Origin of the sequence: Arthrobacter pascens (assembly GCF_030815585.1) — a bacterium.
Lineage (GTDB): Bacteria > Actinomycetota > Actinomycetes > Actinomycetales > Micrococcaceae > Arthrobacter > Arthrobacter pascens_A.
This window is the reverse complement of the sequence record NZ_JAUSWY010000001.1, coordinates 180254-207170: the sequence shown is the minus strand read 5'-3', so window position 1 is coordinate 207170 and position 26917 is coordinate 180254. Positions and strand designations below refer to the sequence as shown.

General features: G+C 64.3%; 26 protein-coding genes and 1 pseudogene. 21 read left to right on the top strand and 6 right to left on the bottom strand.

Features of this window, described 5'->3' with window-relative positions; translation table 11 throughout:
* The first annotated feature begins 180 nt into the window (after positions 1-180).
* The 3 genes and pseudogenes from QFZ30_RS01005 (at position 181) to QFZ30_RS00995 (ending at position 4542) form a co-directional block, all read left to right on the top strand.
* Entirely contained in the window at positions 181-2814 is a 2634-nt protein-coding gene (locus QFZ30_RS01005) for an exo-rhamnogalacturonan lyase family protein (RefSeq protein WP_307072630.1), read from the top strand.
* Between the two features lie 132 nt (positions 2815-2946).
* Positions 2947-3733, top strand: a pseudogene (locus QFZ30_RS01000) (SRPBCC family protein).
* 164 nt (positions 3734-3897) lie between these two features.
* Positions 3898-4542: an NADPH-dependent F420 reductase gene (locus QFZ30_RS00995; RefSeq protein ID WP_307072628.1), complete on the top strand. Its 645-nt coding sequence runs from the start codon at positions 3898-3900 to the stop codon at positions 4540-4542.
* A 68-nt stretch (positions 4543-4610) separates the two neighbouring features.
* Here QFZ30_RS00995 and QFZ30_RS00990 read toward each other — a convergent pair whose 3' ends face one another.
* From QFZ30_RS00990 to QFZ30_RS00980, 3 genes are all read right to left on the bottom strand, one after another.
* On the bottom strand, positions 4611-5567 hold the full coding sequence (locus tag QFZ30_RS00990) for an SMP-30/gluconolactonase/LRE family protein (RefSeq protein ID WP_307072626.1): 957 nt from the start codon (positions 5565-5567) through the stop codon (positions 4611-4613).
* A gap of 257 nt (positions 5568-5824) precedes the next feature.
* Complete coding sequence (locus QFZ30_RS00985) at positions 5825-6757, bottom strand: threonine/serine dehydratase (RefSeq protein ID WP_307072625.1); 933 nt, start codon at positions 6755-6757, stop codon at positions 5825-5827.
* 59 nt (positions 6758-6816) lie between these two features.
* Entirely contained in the window at positions 6817-8241 is a 1425-nt protein-coding gene (locus QFZ30_RS00980) for a cation:dicarboxylate symporter family transporter (protein ID WP_307072623.1), read from the bottom strand.
* A gap of 206 nt (positions 8242-8447) precedes the next feature.
* Here QFZ30_RS00980 and QFZ30_RS00975 point away from each other — a divergent pair, with 206 nt between their 5' ends.
* Complete coding sequence (locus QFZ30_RS00975; protein WP_307072621.1) at positions 8448-9038, top strand: AAA family ATPase; 591 nt, start codon at positions 8448-8450, stop codon at positions 9036-9038.
* Positions 9039-9137: 99 nt separating this feature from the next.
* Here QFZ30_RS00975 and QFZ30_RS00970 read toward each other — a convergent pair whose 3' ends face one another.
* Positions 9138-9536 carry a cupin domain-containing protein gene (locus QFZ30_RS00970; RefSeq protein ID WP_307072619.1) on the bottom strand — a complete coding sequence of 133 codons (399 nt, stop codon included), beginning with the start codon at positions 9534-9536 and terminating at the stop codon, positions 9138-9140.
* Between the two features lie 196 nt (positions 9537-9732).
* Positions 9733-10272, bottom strand: coding sequence for a dihydrofolate reductase family protein (locus tag QFZ30_RS00965; protein WP_307072617.1), 540 nt, complete (start codon positions 10270-10272; stop codon positions 9733-9735).
* Positions 10273-10747: 475 nt separating this feature from the next.
* Between QFZ30_RS00965 and QFZ30_RS00960 the strand changes: the two genes are divergently transcribed.
* From QFZ30_RS00960 to QFZ30_RS00910, 11 genes are all read left to right on the top strand, one after another.
* The gene (locus QFZ30_RS00960; protein ID WP_307079964.1) at positions 10748-12031 is read left to right on the top strand and encodes an ATP-binding protein; all 1284 of its coding nucleotides are present in this window, start codon (positions 10748-10750) and stop codon (positions 12029-12031) included.
* Between the two features lie 93 nt (positions 12032-12124).
* Positions 12125-13009 carry a prolyl aminopeptidase gene (pip, locus tag QFZ30_RS00955; RefSeq protein ID WP_307072614.1) on the top strand — a complete coding sequence of 295 codons (885 nt, stop codon included), beginning with the start codon at positions 12125-12127 and terminating at the stop codon, positions 13007-13009.
* The gene (locus QFZ30_RS00950) at positions 12984-13403 is read left to right on the top strand and encodes a VOC family protein (protein WP_307072611.1); all 420 of its coding nucleotides are present in this window, start codon (positions 12984-12986) and stop codon (positions 13401-13403) included. The genes pip and QFZ30_RS00950 overlap by 26 nt, the downstream gene beginning before the upstream one ends.
* 207 nt (positions 13404-13610) lie before the next feature.
* Positions 13611-13787, top strand: coding sequence for a CsbD family protein (locus tag QFZ30_RS00945; protein WP_307072609.1), 177 nt, complete (start codon positions 13611-13613; stop codon positions 13785-13787).
* Between the two features lie 250 nt (positions 13788-14037).
* On the top strand, positions 14038-14838 hold the full coding sequence (locus QFZ30_RS00940) for a hydroxypyruvate isomerase family protein (RefSeq protein WP_307072607.1): 801 nt from the start codon (positions 14038-14040) through the stop codon (positions 14836-14838).
* A 59-nt stretch (positions 14839-14897) separates the two neighbouring features.
* Entirely contained in the window at positions 14898-15776 is an 879-nt protein-coding gene (locus QFZ30_RS00935; protein WP_307072605.1) for a 2-hydroxy-3-oxopropionate reductase, read from the top strand.
* Between the two features lie 172 nt (positions 15777-15948).
* On the top strand, positions 15949-17739 hold the full coding sequence (gcl, locus tag QFZ30_RS00930; RefSeq protein WP_307072603.1) for a glyoxylate carboligase: 1791 nt from the start codon (positions 15949-15951) through the stop codon (positions 17737-17739).
* A gap of 186 nt (positions 17740-17925) precedes the next feature.
* Positions 17926-19269: an allantoinase AllB gene (allB, locus tag QFZ30_RS00925; protein WP_307072601.1), complete on the top strand. Its 1344-nt coding sequence runs from the start codon at positions 17926-17928 to the stop codon at positions 19267-19269.
* Positions 19270-19421: 152 nt separating this feature from the next.
* Positions 19422-19901: a thioredoxin-dependent thiol peroxidase gene (bcp, locus tag QFZ30_RS00920; RefSeq protein ID WP_307072599.1), complete on the top strand. Its 480-nt coding sequence runs from the start codon at positions 19422-19424 to the stop codon at positions 19899-19901.
* 251 nt (positions 19902-20152) lie between these two features.
* On the top strand, positions 20153-20371 hold the full coding sequence (locus tag QFZ30_RS00915; protein WP_307072597.1) for a hypothetical protein: 219 nt from the start codon (positions 20153-20155) through the stop codon (positions 20369-20371).
* 127 nt (positions 20372-20498) lie between these two features.
* Positions 20499-21071 (top strand): GNAT family N-acetyltransferase, encoded by a 573-nt coding sequence (locus QFZ30_RS00910; RefSeq protein ID WP_307072595.1) that lies wholly within the window; start codon positions 20499-20501, stop codon positions 21069-21071.
* Between the two features lie 473 nt (positions 21072-21544).
* Here the strand turns inward: QFZ30_RS00910 and QFZ30_RS00905 are convergent, their stop codons facing one another.
* Entirely contained in the window at positions 21545-21817 is a 273-nt protein-coding gene (locus QFZ30_RS00905) for a hypothetical protein (RefSeq protein WP_307072592.1), read from the bottom strand.
* A 258-nt stretch (positions 21818-22075) separates the two neighbouring features.
* Here QFZ30_RS00905 and QFZ30_RS00900 point away from each other — a divergent pair, with 258 nt between their 5' ends.
* The 6 genes from QFZ30_RS00900 to uraH all read left to right on the top strand — a co-directional run bounded on the left by QFZ30_RS00900 (position 22076) and on the right by uraH (position 26913).
* On the top strand, positions 22076-23188 hold the full coding sequence (locus tag QFZ30_RS00900; RefSeq protein ID WP_307072589.1) for a PP2C family protein-serine/threonine phosphatase: 1113 nt from the start codon (positions 22076-22078) through the stop codon (positions 23186-23188).
* On the top strand, positions 23185-25152 hold the full coding sequence (locus QFZ30_RS00895; protein WP_307072587.1) for a glycosyltransferase: 1968 nt from the start codon (positions 23185-23187) through the stop codon (positions 25150-25152). Before QFZ30_RS00900 ends, QFZ30_RS00895 begins: the two co-directional genes overlap by 4 nt.
* A complete protein-coding gene (locus QFZ30_RS00890) occupies positions 25142-25474 on the top strand; it encodes an STAS domain-containing protein (protein ID WP_307072585.1) in 333 nt (110 codons plus the stop codon). The genes QFZ30_RS00895 and QFZ30_RS00890 overlap by 11 nt, the downstream gene beginning before the upstream one ends.
* Positions 25467-25889 carry an ATP-binding protein gene (locus tag QFZ30_RS00885; protein WP_307072583.1) on the top strand — a complete coding sequence of 141 codons (423 nt, stop codon included), beginning with the start codon at positions 25467-25469 and terminating at the stop codon, positions 25887-25889. Before QFZ30_RS00890 ends, QFZ30_RS00885 begins: the two co-directional genes overlap by 8 nt.
* A 191-nt stretch (positions 25890-26080) precedes the next feature.
* Entirely contained in the window at positions 26081-26578 is a 498-nt protein-coding gene (gene uraD / locus QFZ30_RS00880; RefSeq protein ID WP_307079961.1) for a 2-oxo-4-hydroxy-4-carboxy-5-ureidoimidazoline decarboxylase, read from the top strand.
* Positions 26575-26913, top strand: a complete 339-nt coding sequence (gene uraH / locus QFZ30_RS00875; protein ID WP_307072580.1) for a hydroxyisourate hydrolase — start codon at positions 26575-26577, stop codon at positions 26911-26913. The genes uraD and uraH overlap by 4 nt, the downstream gene beginning before the upstream one ends.
* Positions 26914-26917 lie beyond the last annotated feature (4 nt).

Genomic DNA, 26917 nt, shown 5'->3' with positions numbered 1-26917 from the left:
GGGAAAGCTTCCGCCATCTGGACCATTGCTCCATCTTTGTGGATGGCCCTTGCGGATCCGTTCCGAAGGGCGCTAGGTTATTGCCGTATCAGAAACCGCTTTCTCACATTGCCGCGCCCATGCGGCCTGGGGTCCAGCCGCTGCCGGCAGACCGGGCGGTTCCCAGCGGAAATGGACACGATGACTGCAAACACCCGGATCAGGTGGATCGACGGCGCCCCGCCCCTGGAGCTCAGCGGCGGAACCACGTGGGGCATACCGTTTGCCCGCGGAACGGTCTCCGGCGCGGACAAATTGACGGTTCACGACGCCGGCGGCCTGGCAGTTGCCAGCCAGGCCTGGCCGCTGGCCACCTGGCCTGACGGCTCGCTGAAATGGGCAGGAATCGCCCTGCCCGCCACCGATGCACCGTCCCCGGAGTACCAGGTTAATTCCGACGGCGGCGCCTCGCCTGGCGGCGGAACGTCGCCCAAGGTGGTGGTGACGGAGACCGAAGACACCGTCACCGTAGCCACGGGCACGCTGGAGATGGTGATCGGCCGCAGCGGATCCGCCCTGTTCAGCACCCTCTCCCGGGGAGGCGTGACCGTGGCCCGTGACGGGAGGCTGGTCAGCCTGCTCCAGGACGGCCCGGCTGAGGGTCCGGGAAGCTTTGCCCGGGAGGCGTTCACCGGTGAGGTCACCGCCGTCGTGATTGAACAAAGCGGTCCCGTCCGGGCCGTGGTGCGGCTGGAAGGCACGCACCGGCCGGACTCCCCCGCGAGCGGAACGCGCAGCTGGCTGCCCTTTGTTGTCCGGTTCTACTTCTACGCCGGCGCGCGCAGCGTGCGCCTGGTCCACTCCTTCATCTGGGACGGCGACGCCGATCAGGACTTCCTGGCCGGGCTGGGCGTGCGTTTCACGGTTCCGCTGCGGAGCGGCCTCCACGACCGGCACATAAGGATCGCCGGCGCGGACGGTGGCTTCCTGGCCGAAGCGGTGCGCGGGCTGACCGGGCTGCGCCGGGACCCGGGGGAGGCCGTCCGCCGGGCCCAGATCGCCGGGAGCCCCACCCCGCCGCTGGCCGAATGGAACGAAGAGGTTTCCCGCAGGCTCCACCTCATTCCAGCCTGGAACGACTACACCCTCAGCCAGCTCAGCGCGGACGGCTTCGAATTGCGCAAGCGGACCGCCCCGGGCCATGCCTGGGTGGGCATTTCGGGCGGCACGAGGGCCGCCGGATTCTGCTCGCTGAGCGACACCCACGGCGGCCTGGGCGTGTGCGTCCGGGACTTCTGGCAGTCCCATCCCGGCCAGCTGGACATCCGCAATGCCGCCACGGACGAGGCCTCGCTGACCGCATGGCTGTACTCGCCGGAAGCACAGCCCATGGACCTGCGGTTTTACCACGACGGCCTGGGCCAGGACACCTTCGAGGACCAGCTCGAAGGCCTGGAAATCACGTACGAGGATTACGAACCCGGCTTCGGCAACCCAAACGGCATCGCCCGGACGCACGAACTGACCTTATTTGCCTACAGCTCCACCCCGGCCACCGAAACCCTGGCAGCGGACGCGAAGGCAGCTTCCACTCCTGCGCTGCTGCAGGCGACCCCGGAGTACCTCCACTCCGCACAGGTGTTCGGGGACTGGGCCCCGGTGGACCGCAGCACGCCGGCTCGCGCGGAACTCGAGGACAGGCTGGACTTCCTCTTCGACTTCTACGCCGGCCAGGTGGAGCAGCGCCGCTGGTACGGGTTCTGGAACTACGGCGACGTGATGCACACCTACGACGCCGACCGCCACGTCTGGCGCTATGACGTGGGCGGCTACGCGTGGGACAACTCCGAACTGTCCCCCGATCTGTGGCTCTGGTATTCGTACCTCCGGTCCGGCCGTGCCGATATCTTCCGCTTCGCCGAAGCCATGACGCGGCACACCGGCGAGGTGGACGTCTACCATTCAGGCCCCTGGCGCGGCCTGGGCTCCCGGCACAACGTGCAGCACTGGGGCTGCAGCGCCAAGCAGCTGCGCATCAGCACGCCCGCGTACCGCCGTTTCTACTACTACCTCACCGCGGACGAACGCACCGGGGATCTCCTCTCCGAACTTGTGGACAGCGACCAGAACTTCCTGGGCCTGGACCCGGTCCGCAAAGTGCGGCCGGACATCGCCACGTACCGGCCGGACCGGAACGCCCTGGGCGTCGGGCTGGGCACCGATTGGGGTTCCCTGGCCGCAACCTGGCTGACGGACTGGGAGCGTACGGGCAATCCCCGCTCCCGCGACCGGCTCCTCGGCACCATGGCGGACATCGGTGCGCTCAAGTACGGCTTCCTCACGGGCGAGGCCCTTTACAACCTGGACAAAGGACGGTTCGACGCCGGCAGGGAAGCCATTCGCGTGTCCCACCTCAGCGCCGTGTTCGGCCTGGTGGAGATCTGCAGCGAACTGGTGGATCTTGTCCCGGACAAGGACTTCGAGCGTGCGTGGCTGCAGTACTGCCGGCTTTTCCTTGCCACGGAGCAGGAACAGACCGAGGCTGTGGGCCAGCCCCTGGACGGCATCTACCTCACCCAGGCGCACAGCAGGCTCAGCGCCTATGCCGCGTCACGGCTCCGGGACCCCGGCCTGGCCGCTCGCGCCTGGGAAAGTTTCGCGGCGGGCGGGGAGCACCTTAACCACCATTCAGCCTTCACCCTGCGGACCATCGAACCGCCGCACGTGCTGCTTTCCGTCGACGAGGCACCAACCGTCTCCACCAACGATGCTTCGCAGTTCGGGCTCGCTGTGATCCAGAACCTGGCCCTCGTCGGCGAGCACCTCCCCCACTGAACCTCCCGCCGTCGTACTGTCCCTCCCGAAGCCCATCCTCTCTGGCAACCGGGCTCCCGACGGCGGTATGGTAAGCATACTGATGAATTTATGGTTTGCTCATCAGATTCGGTTCTAGTCGAAGGAGACGTTGTGAGCACGAAAGTGGAAAAACGGATTGTGGTCGACGTACCGGTAAGCACCGCCTACAACCAGTGGACCCAGTTCGAGGACTTTCCGCATTTCATGGGTGGCGTGGAGAGCGTGACGCAACTCAGTGATGAGCGCCTGAAATGGGTGGCTCACATTGCGGGGGTCCGCCGCGAATGGGAAGCGAAGATCCTGGAGCAGGTTCCGGACCGCAAGGTGGCGTGGACGTCCATCGAGGGTGCCACCAACGCCGGAGCCGTCGAATTCGAGGATGCCGGCGGCGGCAAGACGGCGCTGATGCTGACTCTTGAGTACCAGCCTGAGGGCGTGGTGGAGAAAGTTGGTGACATGCTCCACGTGGTGGCCCGCCAGGCAGAGTCCGATCTCAAAAAATTCAAGAAGTTCATCGAGCACGAGGGGTACGCGAGCGGGGCCTGGCGGGGAACTGTCCACGACGGCACCGCGGGCACAACAAGCACCGCGGGCACCGCGGGCACAATGGCGGCTGGAGCAAGTGCCGCCGGCACAACCGCGCCCGATGCAACCGCCGCCACACCTGCGGCCGGGGATACCGGCGTCGGCGAAGGTGGCGTTGGGGAAACCGGAGCAGTTGGGCCGGAGAACCGGTACGCGCACCCGTTCGACCAGACCAACGGCATGGTCGACGTCGAAGGCGAGTCCGATGAAACGGCCGACGGCGACATCCGGAGCGCCGCGGAACGCAAAAGACGACGAGAAACGGGGCAACGGCTTCATCCCCCCAATGGGAGGCAGCATGGGTCCTCGCTGACAGCCCTGACCGCCGTCGGACGCGTCATAACCTGCCCTGAGCCGCACAACCGGCCCTGGCCCGCACCGTTTTTGCGGGCCAGGGCCGTTCGTGTGTGTGCACCCTCTGAAATATTCCCCACGGAGCCCTGAAATATCCTGGCGGGGCCTGCTGTTGGCCCGGACATGACAACAACAATCGGAATCATCGGTGCAGGAAACATTGGAAGCCAGGTTGCCAGGAAGGCGGTGGGGCTCGGCTACGACGTGGTCATCAGCAACTCCCGGGGACCGGAAGCCCTCACGGAACTGGTCGCGGAACTGGGCCCCAAAGCCCGGGCGGCCACGGCGGCGGAAGCAGCGGCGGCGGGCGATTTCGCCGTCGTTGCTGTTCCACTCAAGAACTACCGGGACATCCCGGCGGAACCGCTGGCGGGCAAGGTCGTCATAGACACCAACAACTACTACTGGGAACGTGACGGACGCATCCCGGCCCTGGACAACGGCGAGGCCACCACCTCCGGGCTCCTTCAGGACCACCTCCCGGACTCCAAGGTAGCCAAGGGCTTCAACCACATCATGGCGTCCCAGATCACCACAGACGGCAGTCCCGTGGGCACCCCCAACCGTCGCGCCCTTGCCACTGCCAGCGACTATCCCGAGGCGGCTGAGCTGGTGACCCGGCTGTACGACGAGTTCGGCTTCGACACCGTCAACATCGGACTGCTGTCCGAAAGCTGGCGCGTTGAGCGGGACCGGCCGGCCTACGTCATCCGCCAGAACGAGGCAGAACTCAAGGAAAACCTCGCCCAGGCACCGCGGACCGTCTGAGCGCAAGCCTTTTGACCGGGCGTCCCGTGGCCGGAGCAGATCATATGCTCCGGCCACGGGCCTAACCCCTAACTCCGTGCAGGAACCAGGACCACTTCGAACCTGGTGTCCTCGGGGTGCATGAACTGTGCATTGACCGCAGCGAGCGTATCGCCGAACAGGGCGGCTGTTGCCGGAACGTTGAAATCCTTGCTGGTGATGACGTCTTCCAACTCACCGGACGAGAGATCGTCGGAGAGCTCGATGCGGCTGATCTGGTTCGAGAAGTTCTGCACAGCCCACAACTGGTCGTCCTGGACGACGATACCGTCAACATTTTCAACACTGACACCTTCAATCAGCGCACTCTCACCCGTCGCGGGGTTGACGGTATAGAGCTCGCCCTTGCCCGAATGGGCGACGATAAGAGTCCTGCTGTCGTTGGCGGACGCGATGCCGTTGAGGTTGAAAGCCCCAGTTATGTCCGCTGCCGGTCCACTCAGCGGCAGGGTCTCAACTGCACCCAGCTCACCCGTCGTTCCCACCGGGATGAAGTAGAGCTCTGGAGCTGCCGAGCTGGTGAACCAGGCGCCATTCCTGGTGAGCGTGACGTCGTTGATGAACGACGCTGGACTGGTGGTCAAGACAACGTCAGCAACCGGCTTTGCCGTCTCCGTGTTGTAGACGTAGGCGTGGCCGGGGCCGCCAGCCACAAACAGCAGGTCGTTGCGGACATCCGCTTTCATCCCGACGGCGTTCCTGGGTGCCGAAACAAAATCGGAAACGTCAATAAACAGTTCTGCATCGCCCTTGCGGATGTCTCCGCGGTAGATGTCGCCGAGTGCCAGGTCCCCGGCATAGAAGGTGTCTCCCTCTCCTGCAGCTATCCCTTCCGCGGAAGTGGCGCCGTCGAGCACGATGACACTCTCGCAGTTGGACAGTGTGGCGGTTGCCGGTGACGCGGGCAGGAGCAGTGCCATCAGAGCGATGAATCCTATGGCGGCACGGCGTTGTACTTTTCCTGAATTCTGGGTTGAGCGGCGCATGATGCTTCCTTGGTTGGAATGGTCCGCGCGGGGGTGACATGCGGCATCTCCGCACGATTATCCTGCCAGTCTAGGCACCTCCAACTGAGCTGGCCAGAGGCCGCCGAAAGTGCTTCCATCGTCACCTCAAACCCGGCAAAACCGCCGTCGGTCGTGGGGTCGGTGGCGGTCCGGCAACGGCCCTCTACCGCGGCGAACTCAGGCAACGGGCTGCTCCGCCACACCGTCCGCCGCCAGTAGTCCTGCCGGAGAAGCTCTTACAGCGTGGCCGGATCCGTATTGGCGCCACACAGGATCACGACGACGCGTTCCCCCGGCCCGGGCACATAGGCGCCCGAGTGCAGGGCAGCGAACGCCGCTGCGGCACCGTGTTCCACCACCAGGCGGTACTCGTCCCAGAGCCGCGAGCGCGCGGCGACGATATCGCCGTCGGACACCAGAACACTTTCGACGCCGGCGCGGACCGCCACTGCGAAGCCGATCTCACCGATGCGGCGGGCCCCCAGCGAGTCGGCGGCTATCCCGGAAACGTCTACGTCAACGGGCCGTCCCGCGGCGAGCGCGGCATGGAGCGTGGGTGCCGTTTCGGGCTCAACGGCAACCACCTTGGCGTGGCCTTCAATGGCAGCAGCGATCCCGGCCATGAGGCCTCCCCCACCCACCGCCACCAGCACGGTGTCCACACGGTCCAGCTGTTCCAGCAGCTCGGACCCCACGGTACCGGCGCCTGCCGCGATCTCGGGCTGGTCGTAGGCGTGGCAGTACACGGCGCCGGTTTCTGCGGCGTGCGCGATGGCTGCTTCGTAGGCCACGGCGTATTCGGCCCCGCCCTGCACCACGGTGGCGCCGATGGCTTCCAGCTTCCTGACCTTGACGGCCGGCGCGGACTCAGGGACGAAGACCGTGGCCGGGACACTCAGCTGGGCCGCAGCGTAGGCGTTGGCCAGGCCGGCATTCCCGCCGGAGGCCACCACCACGCCGACCTCCGGCCTGAGCTCACGGCGCTCCTTGCTCGCAAGAATGCGGTTGAGGGCGCCGCGGGCCTTGAACGTTCCCGTGTGCTGCATGAACTCGCACTTGAACCACACCGGCCCGGGGAACGGACCGGTGTCCGCTTCAAGGATGGGCGTGCGCCTCGTGAGGCCAGCGATCCTTGCGGCGGCTTGGTCCACGTCGGCGCGGGTGATCATGAGGGGCTCCTGGGGTGAGGCGGCGGGGCAGGGCTGACCCGCCGCCCTGACCTTCCAGCCTAGCGAACCCCGGCTGCGCCCGCGGGGACCTCCGGTGCCGCATCCGCCGTCGGAATTCCCGCCGTCGTGACTTCCGACGCCGGTGCCCCCTTGGGGCTTGATTCCTCTGCCCTGTCCTCCTGAGGGAGCTCTCCACGGAAAGCGCGGAGCATGGCTTCGCGGTCGAACTGGCCTTCCCATTTGGCCACCACAAACGTGGCCACGCAGTTACCAAGCAGGTTCACGGAGACGCGCATGGAGTCCATGAGCCGGTCGGCGCCGAGCAGCAGGGCTACGCCTGCGACCGGGAAGATACCGAGGGCTCCCGCGGTGGCGGAGAGGGCCAGGAACGCGGAGCCGGGAACGCCGGCCATTCCCTTGGACGTGAGCATCAGGATGCCCAGGGCCGCGAGCTGCTGGCCCAGGTCCAGGTTGTGGCCGAACGCCTGGGCCAGGAAGAGCAGGGAGATCGACAGGTACAAGGCGGCGCCGTCGAGGTTAAAGGAGTAGCCCGTGGGAACCACCAGGCCAGTAGTGGCCCGGGAGCAGCCGGCGTTGGTCAGTTTGGTCATGATGCGGGGCAGCACTGATTCGGTGGAAGCAGTGCCCAGCGCCAGGAGGAATTCCTCCCTGGAGTATTTGATGAACTGCCAGAGCGGCACCCGCGGATAGACCCATGCCACCACAAACAGCAGACCGATGAATACGATGGCGGCGCCGTAGCAGGCGGCGATCAGCAGCGCATAAGTGCTGAGGGAGCTCAGGCCGTACTGGCCGATAATGAACGCCATGGCACCGAAGGCGCCGATGGGCGCCACCCGCATGACCCAGGCCATGATCTTGAAAAACAGTTCCAGGACGGTCTCCAGCAGACTGATCACCGGCATGCAGCGTTCCCGGCCAACCACGACGATCGCTGCGCCGAAAAACACCGAGAAGCAGAGCACCTGGAGGAGGGAGTTGGAAGCGAAGGCGCCCACCACGCTGGTGGGGATGATGCCCAGCAGGAACTGGCCGGCGTCCTTGGGTGGCGCCGTCCCGGTCTTGGCGTTGACGGCGTCCTGGGACAGGGTTGACGGGTCGATGTTCAGCCCGGCCCCGGGCTGGACGATGTTGCCCACGATAAGGCCAAACACCAGCGCGAAAAGCGTTGCGCCGGTGAAGTACAGCAGCGCCTTGACGCCTACCCGGCCCACAGCCTTGACGTCACCCACGGCGGAGATCCCCGTGACGATCACCAGGAAAATGAGCGGCGCGATGATCATTTTGATGAGCTGGATAAAGCCGTCACCCAGCGGTCTCAGGCCGGAACCGATGTCCGGCCAGAAGTGGCCGATCCCGATCCCCAGGCACACGGCGACGAGGATCTGGAAGAATAGGGACCTGTAGAACGGTTTCTTCGTCTGGTTCTGGACAGCGGGCGCTAAGGCGGAGGGGAGTTTCATGGGCTGCCTATCAACGTGGGAACGGCAGAAGGCCGTTGGGGTCACAGGCAAGGCTAGAAGTCCAGTGTTTCGCGGAGGATAAATCCGTAGTACGGAAATGTTTAACCGCAAAATGGAAAAGTCTGAGCTCAACGGATGTGACCTCCGCCGCATGGCGGGACGATCCCACAGTGCCGGCCGTTAAACCAGCGGCGGAAGGAGGCCATTTGCTTATTGTTCTGACGGGAATCGACGGCTCGGGGAAATCCACGGCCGCCAGCGCTCTGGTCTCCGATGCCCTGGCAGAAGGCCAGGATGCCCTGCTGCTCAGCAACCATGCCGGCCGGCGGAGCATGTCCGTACTGGCGGCGAGGCTTGGGGTGCAATGGCCGCCGCGCCTCGCCGATGCCATTGAGACCACGTTCCGCGTGGTGAATGTGCTGATTTCCCATGCTCGGGCCAGCCGCTTCGACGGCCTGGTGGTGATGGACCGCCACCTCTTTTGCCAGCTCGCGCTGCGCGAAGTCAGAGGCTTACCGCGTGGCCACCTGCTCCCTTGGCTCATTTCTGCTCTGCCCGCACCCGATGCAGTGATTCATCTCGACGTCGAGCCAGAACTCGCGCACCAGCGGATTGTGGCCCGCGGTACCGATGCAGAAACGTTGGCGGACCTGGTTGCCCTGCGGGATGCCTACCGCTCTATGCCCGAGTATCCAGACTTCGTGGAGCTCGACGCAGACTGTCCGCCGGCCGAGGTGGTGGCCCGGCTCGCCCGAATCGTTAGTGCCAACGCTGCGATCAGGCAGTCGGCAGTCTGATCAAGCCGCCGGCCCGAGGCACCAACCGACACCCTGTCCACGGCTCGCCGCAGGGCGGCGGACATGGCGGGACAACCACAACCGTTCCGTGAGGAACCCTCAGATAAGCGCGTGCATCCCCCTGCTCCTGGGCCGGCCGAATGACGCGGTACCCAGGAACTCAATGGCGACGAAGGGCTCGTCTCCCACCACCCACTCGTCGTGGCCGGGAGGAAGCGCATAGGTGTCGTTGGCATGAATCGTGGAGCGCACGCCGTCGGACGTTTCAATCTCCAGCGAGCCGGAGACGCAGAATCCAAGGTGGTTGTGCTCGCAGAACTCGGTCATTTCAGTGGGCTTGGCGGACTCGGACCAGCGCCAGCCTGGTTCCAGAATCAGCCGTGCCACTGAATAGTCGTCAACGGTGACCAGGTCAAACTCGGCCTTGTCCGGGCACCGCTTCTTGTCGGGAATATCAAAGGACTTAACTGCCAAAGCTCTGATGAAATTTGCGGTCATGTGGGACGCTGCCTGGGAATTATGGTGCGGGATGCCTAGGGGTGAGACCAAGCGATGGGAACGGGTCACCGACGACGCTGAGGTGCGGTGGCCCGAAATGTGGTGGCGCCGTGGACCCGTCACCACGCATTGAACAGATTATGCAGTATCTCTAACCGTATCCCTCAGGCCGCTGAAGTCAATGGGCCAGCCGTCATCAACCCGCCGGGCGCCTTAGCTTGTACGTCAGCAGCACAATGCCGGAAGGGAAGGGCCGGCATTCGATCAGTTCAGGCCTCCTCAAGCTGCTGATCCTGCCAAAGAACGGCACGCCGGCTCCGAGGACAACCGGAACAATCGAGACAGTTAATTCATTCAGCAGGTCCAACTCGATAAATTCTGTGACGAGCCGGCCACCACCGTAGACGCAGATGTCCCGATCCTCAGGGACGGATGACCTGATCCGGGCGACCAAGTCCCGGAGGTCTCCTGAAAACAGCTGCGTGTTGCCTTTGGTGGCCAGGGTCCCATCATGGGTGACAACGTAGGTGGGAACCGCGGAGCCGGTGCCACCCATTCCGGCGACCTCACGGTAGGTGTTGGCCCCCATGACGTAGGCTCCGGTCCTGCGCATGGTCGCCTCAAAGCCGTAGTCCTCATCCTTGGCCATGGCGTCGTTCAGCCAGGACAAGTCACCGTTCTCCGACTGAATATATCCATCGAGGCTGGCGGCCATCCCGCCAAATACGACGCCCATGAACGCAGACGCTATCCATGCACCGCTGTGGCGTCAATCACCAAGGAAGTCGCGGCCCGGCACACGCCCACAAAGATCAGTTCTGCTAAGCTTTACTGTTCATTTTTCATCGCTTTTTCTTATGTGAGCAGAGTTCCATACTGGGAGGTATCACGACGGCGTGAGGTTCAGATCATGCCGTTCTCTTCGTTCAGCAGCCCTCAAAGAGAAAAGCGACACATACATGACTGACCTGGTCGAAACCCTCATCCCAACACGCACCGAAACTTCCTCCGTCAGCGCGCTCGCGCCGCTACCGATCCCTGAGGTTGACTGCAGCGGCGGGGATGACTGTTTCTACTGCGGCTGCCCTGAGACTGACTGAGATGCATAGCTTCAAAGCCCAGGAACGGAGAACCTCTTCATGAGCAGGACTGACCTCAAAGACGTCCCTGCGGCGACGGAAGCGGCAACGACACCCGCGGTCCGGCCTGCCATGCAACCTTGGAACGTCCGCGACTTCCACCCGGACGATCTCGACCAGCTCATCGGAGTCTGGCAGGATTCCAGGATCGACGGGGTGCACCCCGTTTACAGCCTGGCTGAGATCATCGACGCCTGCTCCAACGGAGTGGCTGTGGTAGCCGTTACGGAGGGAAGGGTCGTCGGGGCTGCGGCCTGCAAAATTCAGGATGACCGCGCCTGGATGGTCATGCTCGCACAGGCCCGCGAATGGCGGGAACAGGGACTGGGCAGCGCACTCCTCGCCGGCATCGAGGGCAGGCTCACCAGCCAGCGGGTCCGAAGGATTTCGGCGCTCCTCCCTGCCTCCGAGACCAGGATCCATGCATTCAGGAACAGCGAATACAGGGTAGAGGAAGACCTGCACTACTTTGAAAGGACCATTCCGCTTCAGCCTCAGGAGATCGGACCCCTAAGCCAACTGGGTGGCCGACTCCTCCCCCACGGACTCTGGAATGCCCTCGCCGGCATGCAACGCGAAAAGACCCTCATCGAACAGCGCCTGATCCTGCCGCTGGCACGAACAGAGCTGGCCAAGTCCCTGGGCGTCACCCCGCCGCGTTCCGTGGTCCTCTTCGGTCCCCCCGGTACCGGAAAAACCACCTTCGCAAAGGTCGTCGCCTCGCGCCTCGACTGGCCCTTCGTGGAGGTGTTCCCCTCACGGCTTGCCTCCGATCCGCAGGGGCTTGCCGGGGCCCTGCGCCAGGTGTTCCTGGACATCGGCCGGCTCGAACATGCGGTGGTGTTCATCGATGAAGTCGAAGAGATAGCCGCAGCCCGCACAGGCGAAGCATCATCACTGCAGGGAGTCACCAACGAGCTCCTGAAAATCATCCCCGCCTTTCGGGAGAAGGAAGGCAGGATACTGATCTGCGCCACAAACTTCATCCGCTCGCTGGATAAGGCCTTTCTCCGCCACGGCCGCTTCGATTACGTGATCCCCATCGGCCCTCCCGACCATACTGCCCGGTCAGCCATCTGGAACCGCTACATCCCACCTGCCATCTCCCCGCAAATTGACTTGCTCGCCCTGGCTGAAGCCAGCGAACGGTTCTCCCCTGCCGACATTGAATTCGCCGCCCGAAAGGCGTCCCAACAAGCCTTGGAACACGCCGTGCAGGCCACCGGGGCCGATCCGGAAGAACCGGCACTCACGACGGCGGCCTACCTTCAGGCGATCGACGGGACCCGTGCGACGGTTACTGAAGCGGTGGTCAAGGACTTCTACGAAGACATCGACAGGATAGCGAGGATCTAGCGATCGAGGCCCGTTCAGGCCAGCGGAGTGCCGGTCAGATAGGTTGTTACGGCACCGGCATTTCCCCGACCCGAGCGAGGCAACATGTACCCGTTGACCGAACCCTTCGACCACGGCCTGCTCAATGTGGGCGACGGCAATCACGTGTACTGGGAGGTTTGCGGCAATCCTTTTGGCAAACCGGCAGTCGTCCTGCACGGCGGTCCGGGCTCCGGCTGCGCTCCGGGTTGGAGGCAATTTTTCGACCCGTCGGTTTACAGGGTGGTCCTGTTCGACCAGCGCGGCTGCGGCCGCAGCACACCGCATGCCGGCGACTACGGCGTCGAACTGCGCACGAACACAACCCACCATTTGATCCGCGACATCGAGCAACTGCGCCAGCACCTTGGCATCGACCGGTGGTTGGTACTCGGGGGTTCATGGGGCGCGACGCTCGGACTTGCCTATGCCGAGGCCTATCCCGGCCATGTGACTGAGTTGGTGCTGTTCAGCGTCACCAACACCACTCGGCGGGAGGTGGAGTGGGTCACGCATGACATGGGTCGGATGTTCCCTGCGGAGTGGGCCCGGTTCCGGGACGCAGTACCGGCCGGCGTGCGCGGCGGCAGTCTCGTGGAGGCCTACAGCCGCCTGCTGGAGGATCCGGATGCCGAGGTCCGGGAGAAGGCGGCGAAACACTGGTGCCTCTGGGAGGATTCGCATGTCGCGATCCACCCTGGCCACCGGCCGGACCCGCGGTACGACGATCCCCGGTTCCGAATGGTGTTCGCCCGGCTGGTGACGCACTACTGGCGGCACGCGGCCTGGCTTGACGACGGCATCCTGCTGCGGGAGGCAGGCAAGCTTGCCGGTATTCCCGGTGTCCTTGTGCATGGCTCGCTGCCCTCAGCATTGACCGCTGAGCCTCGGAGGATTCCAATAGAAGGGCCCCAATCACCCACTGGCGGGAGCGATGATGGCTATCCAAGTCACCTTTGATACGGCGGACCCCCATGCCCAGGCCGAATTCTGGGCGGCAGCACTCGGCTATGAAGTCGAGGACCATTCGGCTTTGGTTGATGACCTGGTTGCTCAGCAGCGAATGCCGGAAACTGACCGGATCGTTGTCAACGGAAAATCCGCGTTCCGTGAAGTCGCTGCCTGCCGGGATCCGGCGGGAGAGCAGCCGCGCTTCTACTTTCAGAAAGTTCCTGAAGCGAAGACCGCGAAAAACCGCGTGCACATAGACATCCCCGTTTCCGATGATCAGAAGCTCGCCGAGGTGCAGCGGCTCACCGGCCTGGGCGCCAGGCTGCTGTGGGAGACGGCAGACCGCGGGGCCCGGACCTACACGATGCAGGACCCGGAAGGCAACGAGTTCTGCCTGCACTGATCAGCAACGGCGGGCGGTTCACTGAGTCAACGGCTGCCAAGAAGAAGATCACGACGACGGTTCGTTGAATCGGTCAGTGGCGTGAGCCGGCCGGCATGCCAACCAATTGGGCAGGCGACCCCTCTGCCGGGGTCATTTCTTTCTACAATCTAAGTATCGGCAACCGCGGCAACCTGCCGCGTCCGCCGTACCATGAGGAGGACCGCAATGGGTTTGGGTGACAGGATCCACAACGCCGCGGATAGGCTTCACGGCAAAGGAAAGAAACCCGCCGGCGAGGCCGGCGGCAACTACCGGATGAGGGCCGAAGGCAAGGGCCACGGGCTTAGAGCCGACTTCAAGCAAGCAGGCGAAAAGATCAGGCACGCCTTCAAACGGCACTGACTAGCGAGTGGATCGAATGGGTGGTTCCGGAAGGGGCCGCCCATTCTTTGTTCCTCTCTCCGGCGGGAGGCAAGCCCTGCCGCCAATGCCGTCGCCGCGCTCGAGCCCTGGCCGTCGCCATACCGCAGTCCGGCCGCAAAATGGTTGACGTTCATACACGCCTGGCTCTACACTTTTCATAAAGCAGAATTCAAATTCCACTAAGCGGAAATGCAATGGAATCAGATCCCAGCCTTCGGAAGGACCCACCATGACGTACACAGTGAACTGCTCCATCCTGCTGACGGAGCTGCCCCTGCTCGAGCGTCCCGCGGCCGCGAAGGCTGCCGGCTTCGACGCCGTCGAATTCTGGTGGCCGTTCGACACCTCCGTCCCTACGGAAGCTGAGATAACCAGGTTTGAGAACGCCATCACCGACGCCGGCGTCCAGCTCACGGGCCTGAACTTCAACGCGGGCAACATGCCGGGCGGGGACCGCGGCCTGGTCTCCTGGCCCGCACGGTCCGCCGAATTCCTGGACAACATCGACGTCGTCGCCGGCATCGGCGAGCGTCTCGGTTGCAAGGCCTTCAACGCCCTCTATGGCAACCGGATTGACGGCGAGCTGGAGGAGAGGCAGGACGCCGTCGGTGCCGAAAACCTCGCGACGGCGGCTGCCGGCGTCGCGCGCATCGGCGGCACTGTCCTCCTCGAGCCTGTCAGCGGCGCCCCCCAGTACCCGCTCCTTACGGCGGCAGATGCCCTCAAGGTCATTGCAAGGGTCAAGGAAGACGCCGGAACGGAAAACATCAAGCTCCTCGCTGACTTCTACCACCTGGCCGTCAACGGGGACGACGTTTCCACCGTCATCGAGAACCACGCCAAGGACTTCGGCCACATCCAGATCGCCGACAAGCCCGGCCGCGGGGCTCCCGGAACCGGCGAGCTTCCCCTCGGCGAATGGATCGCCCGCAGCCGCGAGCTCGGCTACGAGGGTTACATCGGCCTCGAATACAAAGAGCCTCAGGAATCCGCCTTCAGCTGGGCCATCCGGCACCGCGCAGCCCGCTAAGCGCGTCTCCGCCCAAATAGCCCACTTGGGCTAAAAAGACTTCAGAAAGAGAACCCATCATGAGCAACGTTGCAGTCATCGGACTCGGAATCATGGGCCTGCCCATGGCCATCAACCTGGTCAGGGCCAGCCACAGCGTTACCGGCTTCAACCGCAGCCGGGACAGGATCGACAAGCTGGTCTCTGAGGGCGGCATTGGTGCCACGAGCATCGCGGACGCAGTGAAGGATGCCGACGTCGTTATCACCATGGTGCCGGACTCCCCCGACGTCGAGGGCGTCGTCGGTGGACAGGACGGCGTCTTCGCCAACGCGAAGCAGGGCACCCTGTGGATCGACGCCAGCAGCATCCGTCCGGACGTAGCCACGCGCCTCGCGGCCGACGCCAAGGCAGCAGGCCTCCGCGCCCTCGACGCCCCGGTTTCCGGCGGCGAGCAGGGCGCCATCGACGCCGCCCTCTCGATCATGGTGGGCGGCGAAAAGGAAGACTTCGACGCCGCAGCCGAGGTCCTCAACGCGGTCGGCAAAACCATCGTGCATGTAGGTCCCTCCGGCTCGGGCCAGACCGTCAAGGCAGCCAACCAGCTGATCGTCGCGGTCAATATCGAAGTCCTCGCCGAAGCCATCGCCTTCCTTGAGGCCTACGGCGTGGACACGGACGCAGCCCTCAAGGTCCTCGGCGGCGGCCTGGCCGGCTCCAAGGTCCTGGACCAGAAGGGCCAGAAGATGCTGGACCGCAACTTCGATCCCGGCTTCCGCCTTGCCCTGCACCACAAGGACCTCGGCATCGTCACCTCGGCTGCCCGTGAAGCCAACGTCGCCGTCCCCCTAGGCGCCGTCGTCGCCCAGCTCTTCGCCGCTACCGTTAACCAGGGCGACGGCGGACTCGACCACTCCGGGCTCTTCCGGCAGGTCCTGAAACTCAGCGGCCGCGAGTAGGAGCAGCCCCGAAACGGGGCACTTCGACACGGACTCGCCGGCCGCCGTCGTAATTTACGACGCCGACACCCCCAAAGCGCCCCGCGACGGCTCGCAGGGCTACTTCAGCGCACCCAAAATCAGACGTCCCCCAGAGACATTCAATTCCCCACAGACATTCAAGGAGCACACCATGAGCAAGATGCGTACCGTTGATGCAGCGGTTGCCATCCTGGAGAAGGAAGGAGCCATCGAGGCGTTCGGCCTGCCAGGTGCGGCCATCAACCCCTTCTACTCGGCCATGCGGGCCCACGGCGGCATCCGCCACACCCTGGCCCGGCACGTTGAAGGCGCCAGCCACATGGCCGACGGCTACAGCCGCGCCAAGGACGGCAACATCGGCATCTGCATCGGCACGTCCGGCCCTGCCGGTACCGACATGATCACGGGGCTTTATGCGGCCTGGGCCGATTCCATCCCGATGCTTTGCATCACCGGCCAGGCGCCCGTAGCCAAGCTGCACAAGGAAGACTTCCAGGCGGTGGACATCGGGTCCATCGCCAAGCCGGTCACCAAGATGGCCATGACCGTCCTGGAGCCCGGCCAGGTTCCGGGCGCCTTCCAGAAGGCGTTCCAGCTGATGCGCTCCGGCCGTCCCGGCCCCGTGCTGCTGGACCTACCCATCGACGTGCAGCTGGCGGAGATCGAATTCGACATCGACACCTACGAGCCGCTGCCCGTGGAGAAGCCCAGGGCCAGCCGCAAGCAGCTGGAAAAGGCCCTCGACATGCTCACTGCGGCCAAGCACCCGCTGATCATTGCAGGCGGCGGCATCATCAACGCCGGCGCCTGCGCACAGCTGGTGGAACTGGCCGAGATCCTGAACGTTCCAGTCATCCCCACCCTCATGGGCTGGGGCGCCATCGCCGACGACCACCCGCTGATGGCTGGCATGGTGGGCTTACAGACCTCGCATCGCTACGGCAACGAGAACTACCTGCGCAGCGACTTCGTGATCGGCATCGGCAACCGCTGGGCCAACCGCCACACCGGCGGCCTGGACACCTACACCGCGGGCCGCAAGTTCGTGCACATCGACATCGAGCCCACACAGATCGGCCGCGTGTTCTCACCGGACCTGGGCATCACGTCCGACGCCGGTGCGGCGCTGGCCGGGCTCATTGAACTGGCCCGCGAGCGCGGGGCAGCGGAGTCCCTGCCGGACTACTCCGGCTGGGTTGCCGAATGCGCGGAGCGCAAAGCTTCCTTGCACCGCAAGACGCACTTCGACAATGTCCCCATCAAGCCGCAGCGTGTGTACGAAGAGATGAACCGCGCCTTCGGCCGGGATACCACCTACGTCTCTACCATCGGCTTGTCCCAGATCGCCGGCGCCCAGATGCTGCACGTCTTCGGCCCGCGCAAGTGGATCAACGCCGGCCAAGCCGGCCCCCTGGGCTGGACCGCACCGGCAGCCCTCGGCGTCGTCCGCGGCAGGCCGGACGAGACCGTTGTGGCGCTGTCCGGTGACTACGACTTCCAGTTCATGATCGAGGAATTGGCTGTGGGTGCACAGTTCAACCTGCCGTACATCCACGTGGTGGTGAACAACTCCTACCTGGGCCTGATCCGCCAGTCACAGCGCGGTTTCAGCATGGAACAGAACGTGTCCCTGGCATTCGACAACATCAACTCCACCGGGCTTTCCGCGAACGCTGCGGGATACGGCGTGGACCACCTCAAGGTGGCCGAGGGCCTGGGCTGCAAGGCCATCCGGGTGGAGGACCCCAACGACCTGGGCGCCGCGTTCGACAAGGCCAAGGCGCTCATGGGCGAGTTCCAGGTGCCAGTGGTGGTCGAAGTGATCCTGGAGAAGATCACCAACATCTCCATGGGCGTGGAAATCAACGCCATCAACGAATTCGAAGAGCTGGCAGAGACCCGCGATGACGCCCCCACCGCCATCCTGGCCCTGCAGGCCTAGGAGCACGCGTGGTCACAGCGGCGGAGACGCCGGATTCCAGCACGTTTAGGCTTTGATTGGGCTCGAAAGCAATATAGACACATGCATCGCGCAGGCTGGACAGCTTCTGACACAGCTGGGAACGCAGATGGGAGTCCGTGTCAGCCAACAGGCTGACACCGACTGCCGACACGAAGGAGAACCTCCATGTCTGAAGAACGCTTTGACCTCGTCATCCGGGGCCGGCGCATCCTCACCACGGCCGGCATCGCGGCCCGGGAAGTGGGCGTCCGCGGCGGCAGGATCGTGGCCATCGAACCCCTCGGCAACGGCCTTTCGGGTGCGGAAGTCGTAGAGCTCGGCGACGACGAGACCCTCGTTCCCGGCCTGGTGGACACCCATGTCCACGTCAACGAGCCGGGCCGCACCGAGTGGGAGGGCTTCGCCTCCGCGACCCGGGCGGCCGGTGCCGGCGGCGTGACCACCATTATCGATATGCCGCTGAACAGCATTCCGCCCACCACCACTGTGGAGAACCTCAAGCTCAAGCGCGAGGCCGCCCAGGACCAGGCGTTCGTGGACGTGGGGTTCTGGGGCGGCGCCGTGCCCGGCAACAAGCACGACCTGCGGCCCCTGCATGACGAAGGCGTGTTCGGCTTCAAGTGCTTCCTGCTGCACTCGGGCGTGGACGAGTTCCCGCATCTGGACGCCGACGAGATGGAGGAGGACATGGCAGAGCTCAAGTCCTTCGATTCACTCATGATCGTCCATGCCGAGGACTCGCACGCGATCGACCACGCCCCGCACCCCGGCGGGGACGAGTACGCCACATTCCTGGCCTCCCGGCCCCGCGGTGCCGAGAACAAGGCCATCGCCGAGGTCATCGAACGGGCCCGCTGGACCGGTGCGCGGGCACACATACTGCACCTCTCGTCGTCGGACGCGCTGCCCATGATCGCCACTGCAAAGCGCGACGGCGTCCACCTCACCGTGGAGACCTGCCCGCACTACCTGACGCTCACGGCCGAGGAAATCCCCAACGGCGCCACCGCCTACAAGTGCTGCCCGCCAATCCGCGAAGCCTCCAACCGCGAGCTGCTCTGGAAAGGCCTGCAGGACGGCACCATCGACTGCATCGTCTCGGACCACTCCCCCTCCACCCTGGACCTCAAGGACCTGGAGAACGGCGACTTTGCCGTGGCGTGGGGCGGCGTGTCCTCCCTCCAGCTGGGGCTGTCCCTGATCTGGACCGAAGCCCGGCACCGCGGCATCCCGCTGGAACAGGTGGTGGGCTGGATGGCAGAGAAGCCCGCTGCCCTCGCACGCCTGCACAACAAAGGCCAGCTGGCGTTGGGCTACGATGCCGACTTCTCCGTCTTTGCCCCGGACGAGGCCTTTGTGGTGGACGTGTCGAAGCTCAAGCACAAGAACCCCATCACCCCGTACGACGGCAAGGCGCTCTCCGGCGTCGTCCGCAGGACTTACCTGCGCGGCAACGTGGTGGACGGCCAGACACCCGGCGGCAAACTGATCCGCCGCGGCGGGGTCTGAGGGGCCCATCGGCGTCGAGTGCCACCGTTCGCGGCCCGGCGGAATACAGCGTATGACGCCGGAGTTGTCCCTAGAGCGGGCAGCCGCTTCACTTGATCTTTTAGTTTGACCTGTTTGCCTGATCCACCCAGAGTCTCCCGAAGGAATTTGCCATGAGCCCCCAACTGACCACCAAACTTCAGCCCGGAACCCATGCCCCTGATTTCACCCTGCAGGACGCCCGAGGAAAGAAGACCTCCCTGGCCGATTACCGCGGCAAGAACGTCATTGTGTACTTCTACCCGGAGGCCGCCACCCCTGGCTGCACCACGGAGGCCTGCGACTTCCGCGACAACCTTGCCTCGCTGCAGGGCTCCGGCTACGAGGTCCTGGGGGTCTCCCCCGACGCCCCGGAAAAGCTGGCCAACTTCACGGGCGACTTTGCGCTCACGTTCCCTCTGCTCGCTGACGAGGACCACTCCGTGGCGCTGGCCTACGGCGCATGGGGCGAGAAGCTGGTCAACGGTGAGATCACCGAGGGAATCGTCCGCTCCACCGTGGTGCTGGACCCCGAAGGCAAGGTCACACTGGCCCAATACCAGGTCAAGGCCCAGGGCCACGTGGCGGCACTCAAGGAAGCACTGGGCGTCTGAGAGTCCCGCTCCTCCCACCCCCGGCGCCCCGATCAGGCCGGGCCTGGCCTTTCCCGACATATATGGGAACTTGCCCGGGCAATCCCGTACGGTTGGTGGTGAGATAATCAGGCTGGCGGTGGGGTGGCTTCCCTGGGCTGGGCGTTTGAGGAGACGTAGTTCGGAAAATCCGGACGTATTCGCGTCATGTTCCGTTCGTCCGGCGGTTCTCGTAGGTACCAGCTAGCCTCGCCGACGAAATGGTTCTCCTCATGCCTTCAATTGACCTTCGCGACTACCCGCATGGCAACGCCCTCCACAGCCAGTCAATGAACTGGATCTACGCCAACGGACTGGACCCCTTCGCAATCCCTCAAGGGGAGGTAGCTATTGTCGGGAACCACCTCACGGTACGAGTGACCGATGGCGTTTGGCGCACCATCCAAATGCGGACACCGCCGGAAGAGTACGGGCTCACACCCAAAGCCTGAGCCGGGCCCACGTGGTCAGGGCCCCGCTCCTTCTTCCTGGAGCCTGCATTCCACAATGAGCAAGTCAATAACGGCCATGCGTTTGGTGTCCGTTGTGGGTGCCGGGCGGCGGTGACAGGATAGCGGCATGGCGATCGAGATCCGGCCCGCAACGCTGTTCTTGGACGTGAAGGCGGTGGTTGGCCCCATGCGGCCCGATGCCAACGTGTGCTGGTGCCTGAGCTACCGTATCCCTTCCAAGCAAAACCTGGAGTTGCGCGGGACCGCCCGCGGAGACTTGGTGAAGCAACTGGTGGGGCAGGATCCGCCGCCCGGGGTCCTTGCTTACGACGGCGACGAAGTGGTGGGCTGGGCGGCGGTCCATCCGCGTTCTGACACCAGTTTCGCCCGCAACCGCAAGATTCCGCACGTGGATGATCTCGACGTGTGGTCGGTGTGGTGCATCCGGGTCCGGCCCGGGCATCGCGGCAGGGGAATTTCCCATCACTTGCTGAACGGTGCCGTCGGCCTGGCCCGCACGTACGGCGCGCCTGCCATCGAGGGCTACCCGGTGGACAACGGCGGCAGCAAAGTCGACCTCACCATGGCCTATGTGGGTACCCGCAAGCTCTTCGAACGGGCCGGGTTCGTTAAGGCCGCCGATACAGACTCGGTGCTCAATGGCTTCCCGCGCGTGCTCATGCGCCTTGACCTGCGCTGAGCGTTCGGGGTGCTCCTTGAGGTTATTTCTTCCAGCGCTTTGGCCAGGGCCAGTCCTTGTCCATTAGCCACAAAACCACGAGAAGCGTATCCATGGTTATGAGGCCCGCTATGAGGTACGCCCACCCTATATACATGATCCGCTCGCCTTCTTCAGTGGCGGCGTGACCGGCCGCTGGCTGAGCGAACGAATCAGGTATGAAGAAGGCGTTCTTCGGACGGGCGGGAGTTCACCTCCCGGCCGGGCTCGGGGCGTTGTAGGAGCCTCACCTGAGACAGTGGTTCCACCTGCAGCAGTCATCATTAATGCTGGCTTCCAACACACGGCAATCTCCTGACTTGGTATCCCCCCAGCCACTCGATTGTCCCCAAGTGTCGCATGCAAAGTTTCCGGCATGGAATGGTGTCATCACCGCAATGTGGATACTTCGTGGGAGGCGTCCAGTCTTTAGCGCGCGCTCCTGCGCTTATGGATCACGCGCAGATGCGGGCGTACGCCTTGGTTTCAAGCTGAAGGCGCCGGGTGATCTGTTCCACCTGTCCTGACATGTGGAGGCTGACTTGGAGCCGCTCGCCAGGCCATGTGGATGCCTGGACGCACTCGTCCAGGGCTTTGGCCAGTGCCCTGGAAAGGGTTCGAACCTTCCACGAGTGCTTCCAGTAGAGAAGGGCTCGCCGTTTGTACTCCGGGGTCTGCTTCATCAGCTCGCGCAGTCCCGACGCGACGGGCACCGGGTCCCGCCCCATTTGAATTCTCCACATAAGACCCTGCACCGTCCTCAGACCGTCCCCAAGCAAGCCGACCAGCTCTTCTTCGAACCGTTCACTTCGAGTGTGGCGACAGTTGCTCAAGTTCCAGTCAAGGCAGTCCAAGGATTTTGGCAAGACCGAGTGTCCGTAACGGCCTTCGTTGGTGCCTCGGGGATTGCAACGAAGGACCTCTGCAATTTGACGCCAGCCGGTGGCCAGCGTGACAACTCTGTAAAGACAGGCCTTAATAGAGGCATGCCTTCCAACCCCGAAACACGCCGCGCCGTTGTCATCGAGGACGACCCGGATATCCGGGGCCTGCTGGTCCGGGTTCTGACCAAGCAGGGCTTCGAAGTCACAGAGGCGGAAGCAGGCCTGCCAGGGGTTGAGGAAGTCCGCCGTGTTCGGCCGGATCTGGTCACCCTGGACCTCAACCTCCCGGACCTGGATGGTCTGGAGGTCTGCAAGCTTCTCCGTGAATTCTCGGACGCCTTCATTGTGATGCTGACGGCGCGCGTCGAGGAATTGGACAAACTCGCGGGCCTGGACAACGGCGCCGATGACTACATCAGCAAGCCGTTCAGTCCCCGTGAACTGCAGGCAAGGGTCAACGCACTCTTCCGCCGGCGCCAGTCCCCCGTTGTGGACTCGGCCGCCGTCAAGGAACTTGAGCGTGCCACCGAGGTACAGCAGAGTCTCCTGCCCAATGAAGATGTCCGGGTTGAAGGCTACGACCTGGCCGGGGCTTTCCGTCCGTCCCGCAACGTCGGCGGCGACTTCTATGACTGGTACCGGACACCTGACGGCCTGCACCTGACCTTCGCCGATGCCATGGGCAAGGGCATGGGCGCGGCCCTCATCGCCGCCACTGTACGTGCCGTGATGCGCTCCACAAGCCTCCGCCAGGATCTGGGCGGAGCGTTCACGGCTGCCAGCTCGGCCATCGCCTCGGATCTGGACTCATCCAGTTCCTTCGTGACCCTGTTCCACGCCCGCCTGGAGGCGGCCTCCGGTACAGTCAGCTACGTCGACGCCGGGCACGGGCTTGCGCTCCACGTGCACTCCGGCGGGACAGTCCGCCGCCTTCCCTCCGGCGGCCCGCCCGTAGGCGCCTGGGCCGGGTCCAGTTGGCCACAGTCGACACTTACCCTGGCACCGGGAGACTCACTGGTGGTGGTGAGCGACGGAGTCCTGGACGTCTTTGACTCCGTGGAGGCCTTCACGGAGTCGGTGCTGCTCGCCACCCATGGCCAGCAGTCCGCCCAGTCCGCCAGCGATGCCATTATGTCCCTGGCGCCTGCGGATTCAGCCGAGGATGACGTGACCGCTGTGGTGGTGCGCCGGCTGCCGCGTCAAGCCGGGGCATGACCCGCTTCTGGACCCGCCTGGTCGTGGCACTAACAGTCATCCTCGGCCTGAATTACGTGGCTTGGCGCTGGAACTCATCGCTCAACTGGGATGCCTGGTGGATCTCCGTGCCCTTGGTGCTGGCGGAAACCTACAGCCTAATCGACGTCATGCTGTTCGGCATGACCGTGTGGAATCTGAAGCTGCGCAGCGGAGCGCCGGAAGCGCCGCGCGATGCAACGGTGGACGTGTTCATCACTACCTACAACGAGCCCCTGGACATGGTGATGACCACTGCCCTGGCCGCGCAACGGATCCGCCACCCGCACAGCACCTGGATCCTGGACGACGGCTCCCGTCCCGAACTCGAATCCCTCGCCGAAGAGCACGGACTGGGCTATGTGACACGCGGCGAGGACTGGACGGACCGGCCCCGGCACGCAAAGGCAGGCAACCTGAACAACGCCCTGATGGTCACCCACGGCGAGTTCCTCCTCATTCTGGATGCCGACCAGATCCCTGAGCCGGACATCCTGGACAAGACCGTGGGCTACTTCAACAACCGCCGGGTGGCACTGGTCCAGACCCCGCAGTACTTCAGCAACGTCCCGGCGGATGATCCGCTGGGCAGCCAGGCGCCCCTTTTCTACGGCCCCATCCAGCAGGGCAAGGACGGCTGGAATGCGGCCTTCTTCTGCGGTTCCAACGCGATCCTCCGCCGTGAGGCCCTGATGCAGCTGGGTCTGGTGGGCTATGTCAAGGAAACCGAAAAGAGCATACGGCGCGCGCTGGCGGCCTCCCGATCGGCCATCCGGCAGGCCAGGAAATCGCCCGGCCTCGAGTCACCGTTGGTCTTCCAGGTCCTGGACGAGGTGGAGGCGGCAACCTTTGAGGCCCAGCAGCAACTGGACCGGCGCGAACCGCTGAGCGAGATCACCTACCGGGTGCGCCGCCGGGTGGACCAGGCCGTCCAGGCACTGGTGATGGCTGACGTGTCGGCGCTCCAGGCGGACCTCGAAGAAATCGCAACCATGGAGCTGGCCCACGTGGGCGAGGCCGGGGTCCCTGTTGTCGCCGACGATGCCGTGAAACGGATGTCGGCCCGCGACTGGTCCCCGCTGGGCGCCCTGGAATCCGTGCAGGCGGTCCTGGACGCACTGTCTGTGGAGCGCAATCACGAGGCACAGCCAGTCATGCCGCTCGCCACCATCTCCGTTACGGAGGACATGGCCACCGCCATGCGTATGCATGCGATGGGCTGGGAAAGCGTCTACCACCACGAGATCCTCGCGTACGGTCTGGCACCGGAAGACCTCAAGACCATGCTGACGCAGCGCCTTCGCTGGGCGCAGGGAACTATTCAAGTGATGCTGCGCGAAAACCCGCTGGTCCAGCCTGGCTTCAAGCTAGGCCAGCGGCTGATGTACTTTGCCACCATGTGGACGTACCTGAGCGGTTATGCGGCGGTCATCTACTTCACGGCCCCGATCATCTACCTGCTGCTGGGCATCCTGCCGGTGGGCAGCCTGAGCACGGACTTCTTCATCCGCTTCGTCCCATTCATGATCGTCAACCAGTTGCTGTTCGCCGTGGCCGGCCGCGGAATCAGCACGTGGCGGGGCCAGCAGTACAGCCTGGCGCTGTTCCCCACGTGGATCAAGGCCTGCTCGACGGCGGCCCGCAACGTCTGGTTCGGACGCCCCCTGGGGTTCGCCGTGACGCCCAAGGCCCGCCAGAGCGGAGGCCCCTCCTGGAGCCTCATCCGCCCGCAAATCGTGGTGTCGGCAATGCTGGCGGTTGCCGCCGTCGTCGGCCTTATCCGTCTCGCCACGGGACTGGCGGAGCCACTTGGCACGCTGGTCAACGTGGCTTGGGTTATTTTTGACCTGGCGGTGATGAGCGTCCTGATAGGTGCCGTTCGGTACAAGGGGTTTGTGCTCCCTCCAGGCACACAGCCGGAAGAGAGGAAATCCGATGGAGTTTAGCTACGAAGTCAAGGACTCGTATGCGGAGGTGAAGGCAGACGGACGGCTCAATATGGTGTCTGCCCCGAAGCTCCGCGAGTTCGTCACGGACGTCATCGCGGGCGGGTCCAGCAGGATAGTGGTCAACCTGGAGAAGACTGCCTTTATGGATTCCTCCGGCCTTGGGGCACTGATCGGCTGCCTCAAAGCTGCCCGTCAGGCGGGCGGCGACCTTCGGATCGCGGCCGTCCAGCCGCAGGTAAAGATGGTGCTGGAGCTGACCAGCATGGACAGGGTGCTGACCTCCTACGCCTCGGCGGAAGAAGCGTTCAGCAATGACTGACGTCCTGGCCCGCCGGAGCTTCCGGGGACTGTCCACACCAGAAGCCATCGAATCGGTCCATAACGAGCTGGATGGCCTCTGGGAGGATGCACCGTTCGTCCAGGACATGGACCAGATGACGTTCACCACGGCCGTAATCGAGGCTGCTTCCAACATCGTCCAGCACGCGGAACCGGCCACAGCATTGCCGGTGGAGCTGGGAATGGAAATCAGCGTCCAGCCCGCGCTCCTCCAGGCCCGGGTCAGTGCCTTCCACGCCAAACCGCCGTTCGGGCCCATGGAACCCGTTCCCGTGGAGGATGAATCGGAGTCAGGCCGGGGCCTCGCACTCATCCAGGCGCTGGTGACCACTGTGACGTTTGAACGGCAGGGCGCCACCAACACCTGGATCCTGTCCCGGACCTCCCAGGTTTGAACCGGCACGCGCAGGCGCTGCGGTCGCTTGACACTGCGCGGCACCGTCCGCTTCACTATTACGTATGCTGAAATAACAGTTCCATTATGCGGAACACTTATTTGCTTCCCAAGAAAGGAAGTTACCGGGAAACCAGCCTCCGCATAGCCATCGCCATGGATGCCAGCACCTGCACCGAGGACTCAACCAGCATGAAGCTTGCCGAATTCAACAGCGCGGATCCAGTCCGGGCCGCCGAAGTCCTGAAACCCTGCATCGATGTCCGACGCTGGGTGGAGACCATTACAGCCGCGCGCCCCTTTCCGTCCAAGGCCGCCCTGCTGAGGTCCGCAGCCGAAGCGGCGGAGCCGTTCACGTCAGCTGAGGTTGAAGCAGCCATGGCGCACCACCCCCGGATCGGTGAACGCCCAACAGCCAGCACCGCCGAAGCCTCCATGTCGCGCTCGGAACAGTCCGGCGTTGACCCGGCGGATGCCAAGGTGGTGGAGGCGCTGGCCCAAGGCAACCGGGACTATGAGGAAAAGTTCGGCAGGGTCTTCCTGGTCCGCGCCGCCGGACGGACCGCCCCGGAAATTCTGGCGGCCCTCAAAGAGCGGCTTGCCAACTCCCCTGCCGAAGAAGACGTAATCGTGGCACGGCAACTGCGCGAAATCGCCGTACTGCGGCTCGAAGGACTGATCAGCGAATGAGCATTTCCCACGTCACCACGCACGTCCTGGACACCGGCGCCGGACGCCCGGCGGCGGGCGTCGCCGTCGTGCTTTACCGGAACGACGGCGGCAGCTGGCGTGAGCTTGCCAGTTCCGCCACTGATACCGACGGCCGCGCGAAGGACCTGGGGCCGGAGCAGCTGCCGCCCGGGCACTACCGCCTCAACTTCGGCACCGGCGACTACTATGCGGGACTGGGCACGGCCACGTTCTTCCCGGAGGTGGACCTGGTGTTCGAGGTGACGGGCGCGGAGCACTACCACGTGCCGCTGCTCCTGAGTCCGTTCGCCTACTCCACCTACCGCGGCAGCTAGCCCC

Excerpts from the sequence above, each read along its gene's own strand:
- gcl (WP_307072603.1), top strand. The coding sequence starts at position 15,949 with ATGAGCAAGATGCGTACCGTTGATGCAGCGGTTGCCATCCTGGAGAAG.
- QFZ30_RS00915 (WP_307072597.1), top strand. The coding sequence starts at position 20,153 with ATGCCTTCAATTGACCTTCGCGACTACCCGCATGGCAACGCCCTCCAC.
- uraD (WP_307079961.1), top strand. The coding sequence starts at position 26,081 with ATGAAGCTTGCCGAATTCAACAGCGCGGATCCAGTCCGGGCCGCCGAA.
- QFZ30_RS00895 (WP_307072587.1), top strand. The coding sequence starts at position 23,185 with ATGACCCGCTTCTGGACCCGCCTGGTCGTGGCACTAACAGTCATCCTC.
- QFZ30_RS00910 (WP_307072595.1), top strand. The coding sequence starts at position 20,499 with ATGGCGATCGAGATCCGGCCCGCAACGCTGTTCTTGGACGTGAAGGCG.
- QFZ30_RS01005 (WP_307072630.1), top strand. The coding sequence starts at position 181 with ATGACTGCAAACACCCGGATCAGGTGGATCGACGGCGCCCCGCCCCTG.
- uraH (WP_307072580.1), top strand. The coding sequence starts at position 26,575 with ATGAGCATTTCCCACGTCACCACGCACGTCCTGGACACCGGCGCCGGA.
- QFZ30_RS00950 (WP_307072611.1), top strand. The coding sequence starts at position 12,984 with ATGATGGCTATCCAAGTCACCTTTGATACGGCGGACCCCCATGCCCAG.
- QFZ30_RS00885 (WP_307072583.1), top strand. The coding sequence starts at position 25,467 with ATGACTGACGTCCTGGCCCGCCGGAGCTTCCGGGGACTGTCCACACCA.
- QFZ30_RS00935 (WP_307072605.1), top strand. The coding sequence starts at position 14,898 with ATGAGCAACGTTGCAGTCATCGGACTCGGAATCATGGGCCTGCCCATG.
- QFZ30_RS00945 (WP_307072609.1), top strand. The coding sequence starts at position 13,611 with ATGGGTTTGGGTGACAGGATCCACAACGCCGCGGATAGGCTTCACGGC.
- bcp (WP_307072599.1), top strand. The coding sequence starts at position 19,422 with ATGAGCCCCCAACTGACCACCAAACTTCAGCCCGGAACCCATGCCCCT.
- QFZ30_RS00900 (WP_307072589.1), top strand. The coding sequence starts at position 22,076 with ATGCCTTCCAACCCCGAAACACGCCGCGCCGTTGTCATCGAGGACGAC.
- QFZ30_RS00890 (WP_307072585.1), top strand. The coding sequence starts at position 25,142 with ATGGAGTTTAGCTACGAAGTCAAGGACTCGTATGCGGAGGTGAAGGCA.
- QFZ30_RS00985 (WP_307072625.1), bottom strand. The coding sequence starts at position 6,757 with ATGATCACCCGCGCCGACGTGGACCAAGCCGCCGCAAGGATCGCTGGC.
- QFZ30_RS00965 (WP_307072617.1), bottom strand. The coding sequence starts at position 10,272 with ATGGGCGTCGTATTTGGCGGGATGGCCGCCAGCCTCGATGGATATATT.
- QFZ30_RS00980 (WP_307072623.1), bottom strand. The coding sequence starts at position 8,241 with ATGAAACTCCCCTCCGCCTTAGCGCCCGCTGTCCAGAACCAGACGAAG.
- QFZ30_RS00960 (WP_307079964.1), top strand. The coding sequence starts at position 10,748 with ATGCAACCTTGGAACGTCCGCGACTTCCACCCGGACGATCTCGACCAG.
- QFZ30_RS00905 (WP_307072592.1), bottom strand. The coding sequence starts at position 21,817 with ATGGGGCGGGACCCGGTGCCCGTCGCGTCGGGACTGCGCGAGCTGATG.
- QFZ30_RS00995 (WP_307072628.1), top strand. The coding sequence starts at position 3,898 with ATGACAACAACAATCGGAATCATCGGTGCAGGAAACATTGGAAGCCAG.
- QFZ30_RS00940 (WP_307072607.1), top strand. The coding sequence starts at position 14,038 with ATGACGTACACAGTGAACTGCTCCATCCTGCTGACGGAGCTGCCCCTG.
- allB (WP_307072601.1), top strand. The coding sequence starts at position 17,926 with ATGTCTGAAGAACGCTTTGACCTCGTCATCCGGGGCCGGCGCATCCTC.
- QFZ30_RS00990 (WP_307072626.1), bottom strand. The coding sequence starts at position 5,567 with ATGCGCCGCTCAACCCAGAATTCAGGAAAAGTACAACGCCGTGCCGCC.
- QFZ30_RS00970 (WP_307072619.1), bottom strand. The coding sequence starts at position 9,536 with ATGACCGCAAATTTCATCAGAGCTTTGGCAGTTAAGTCCTTTGATATT.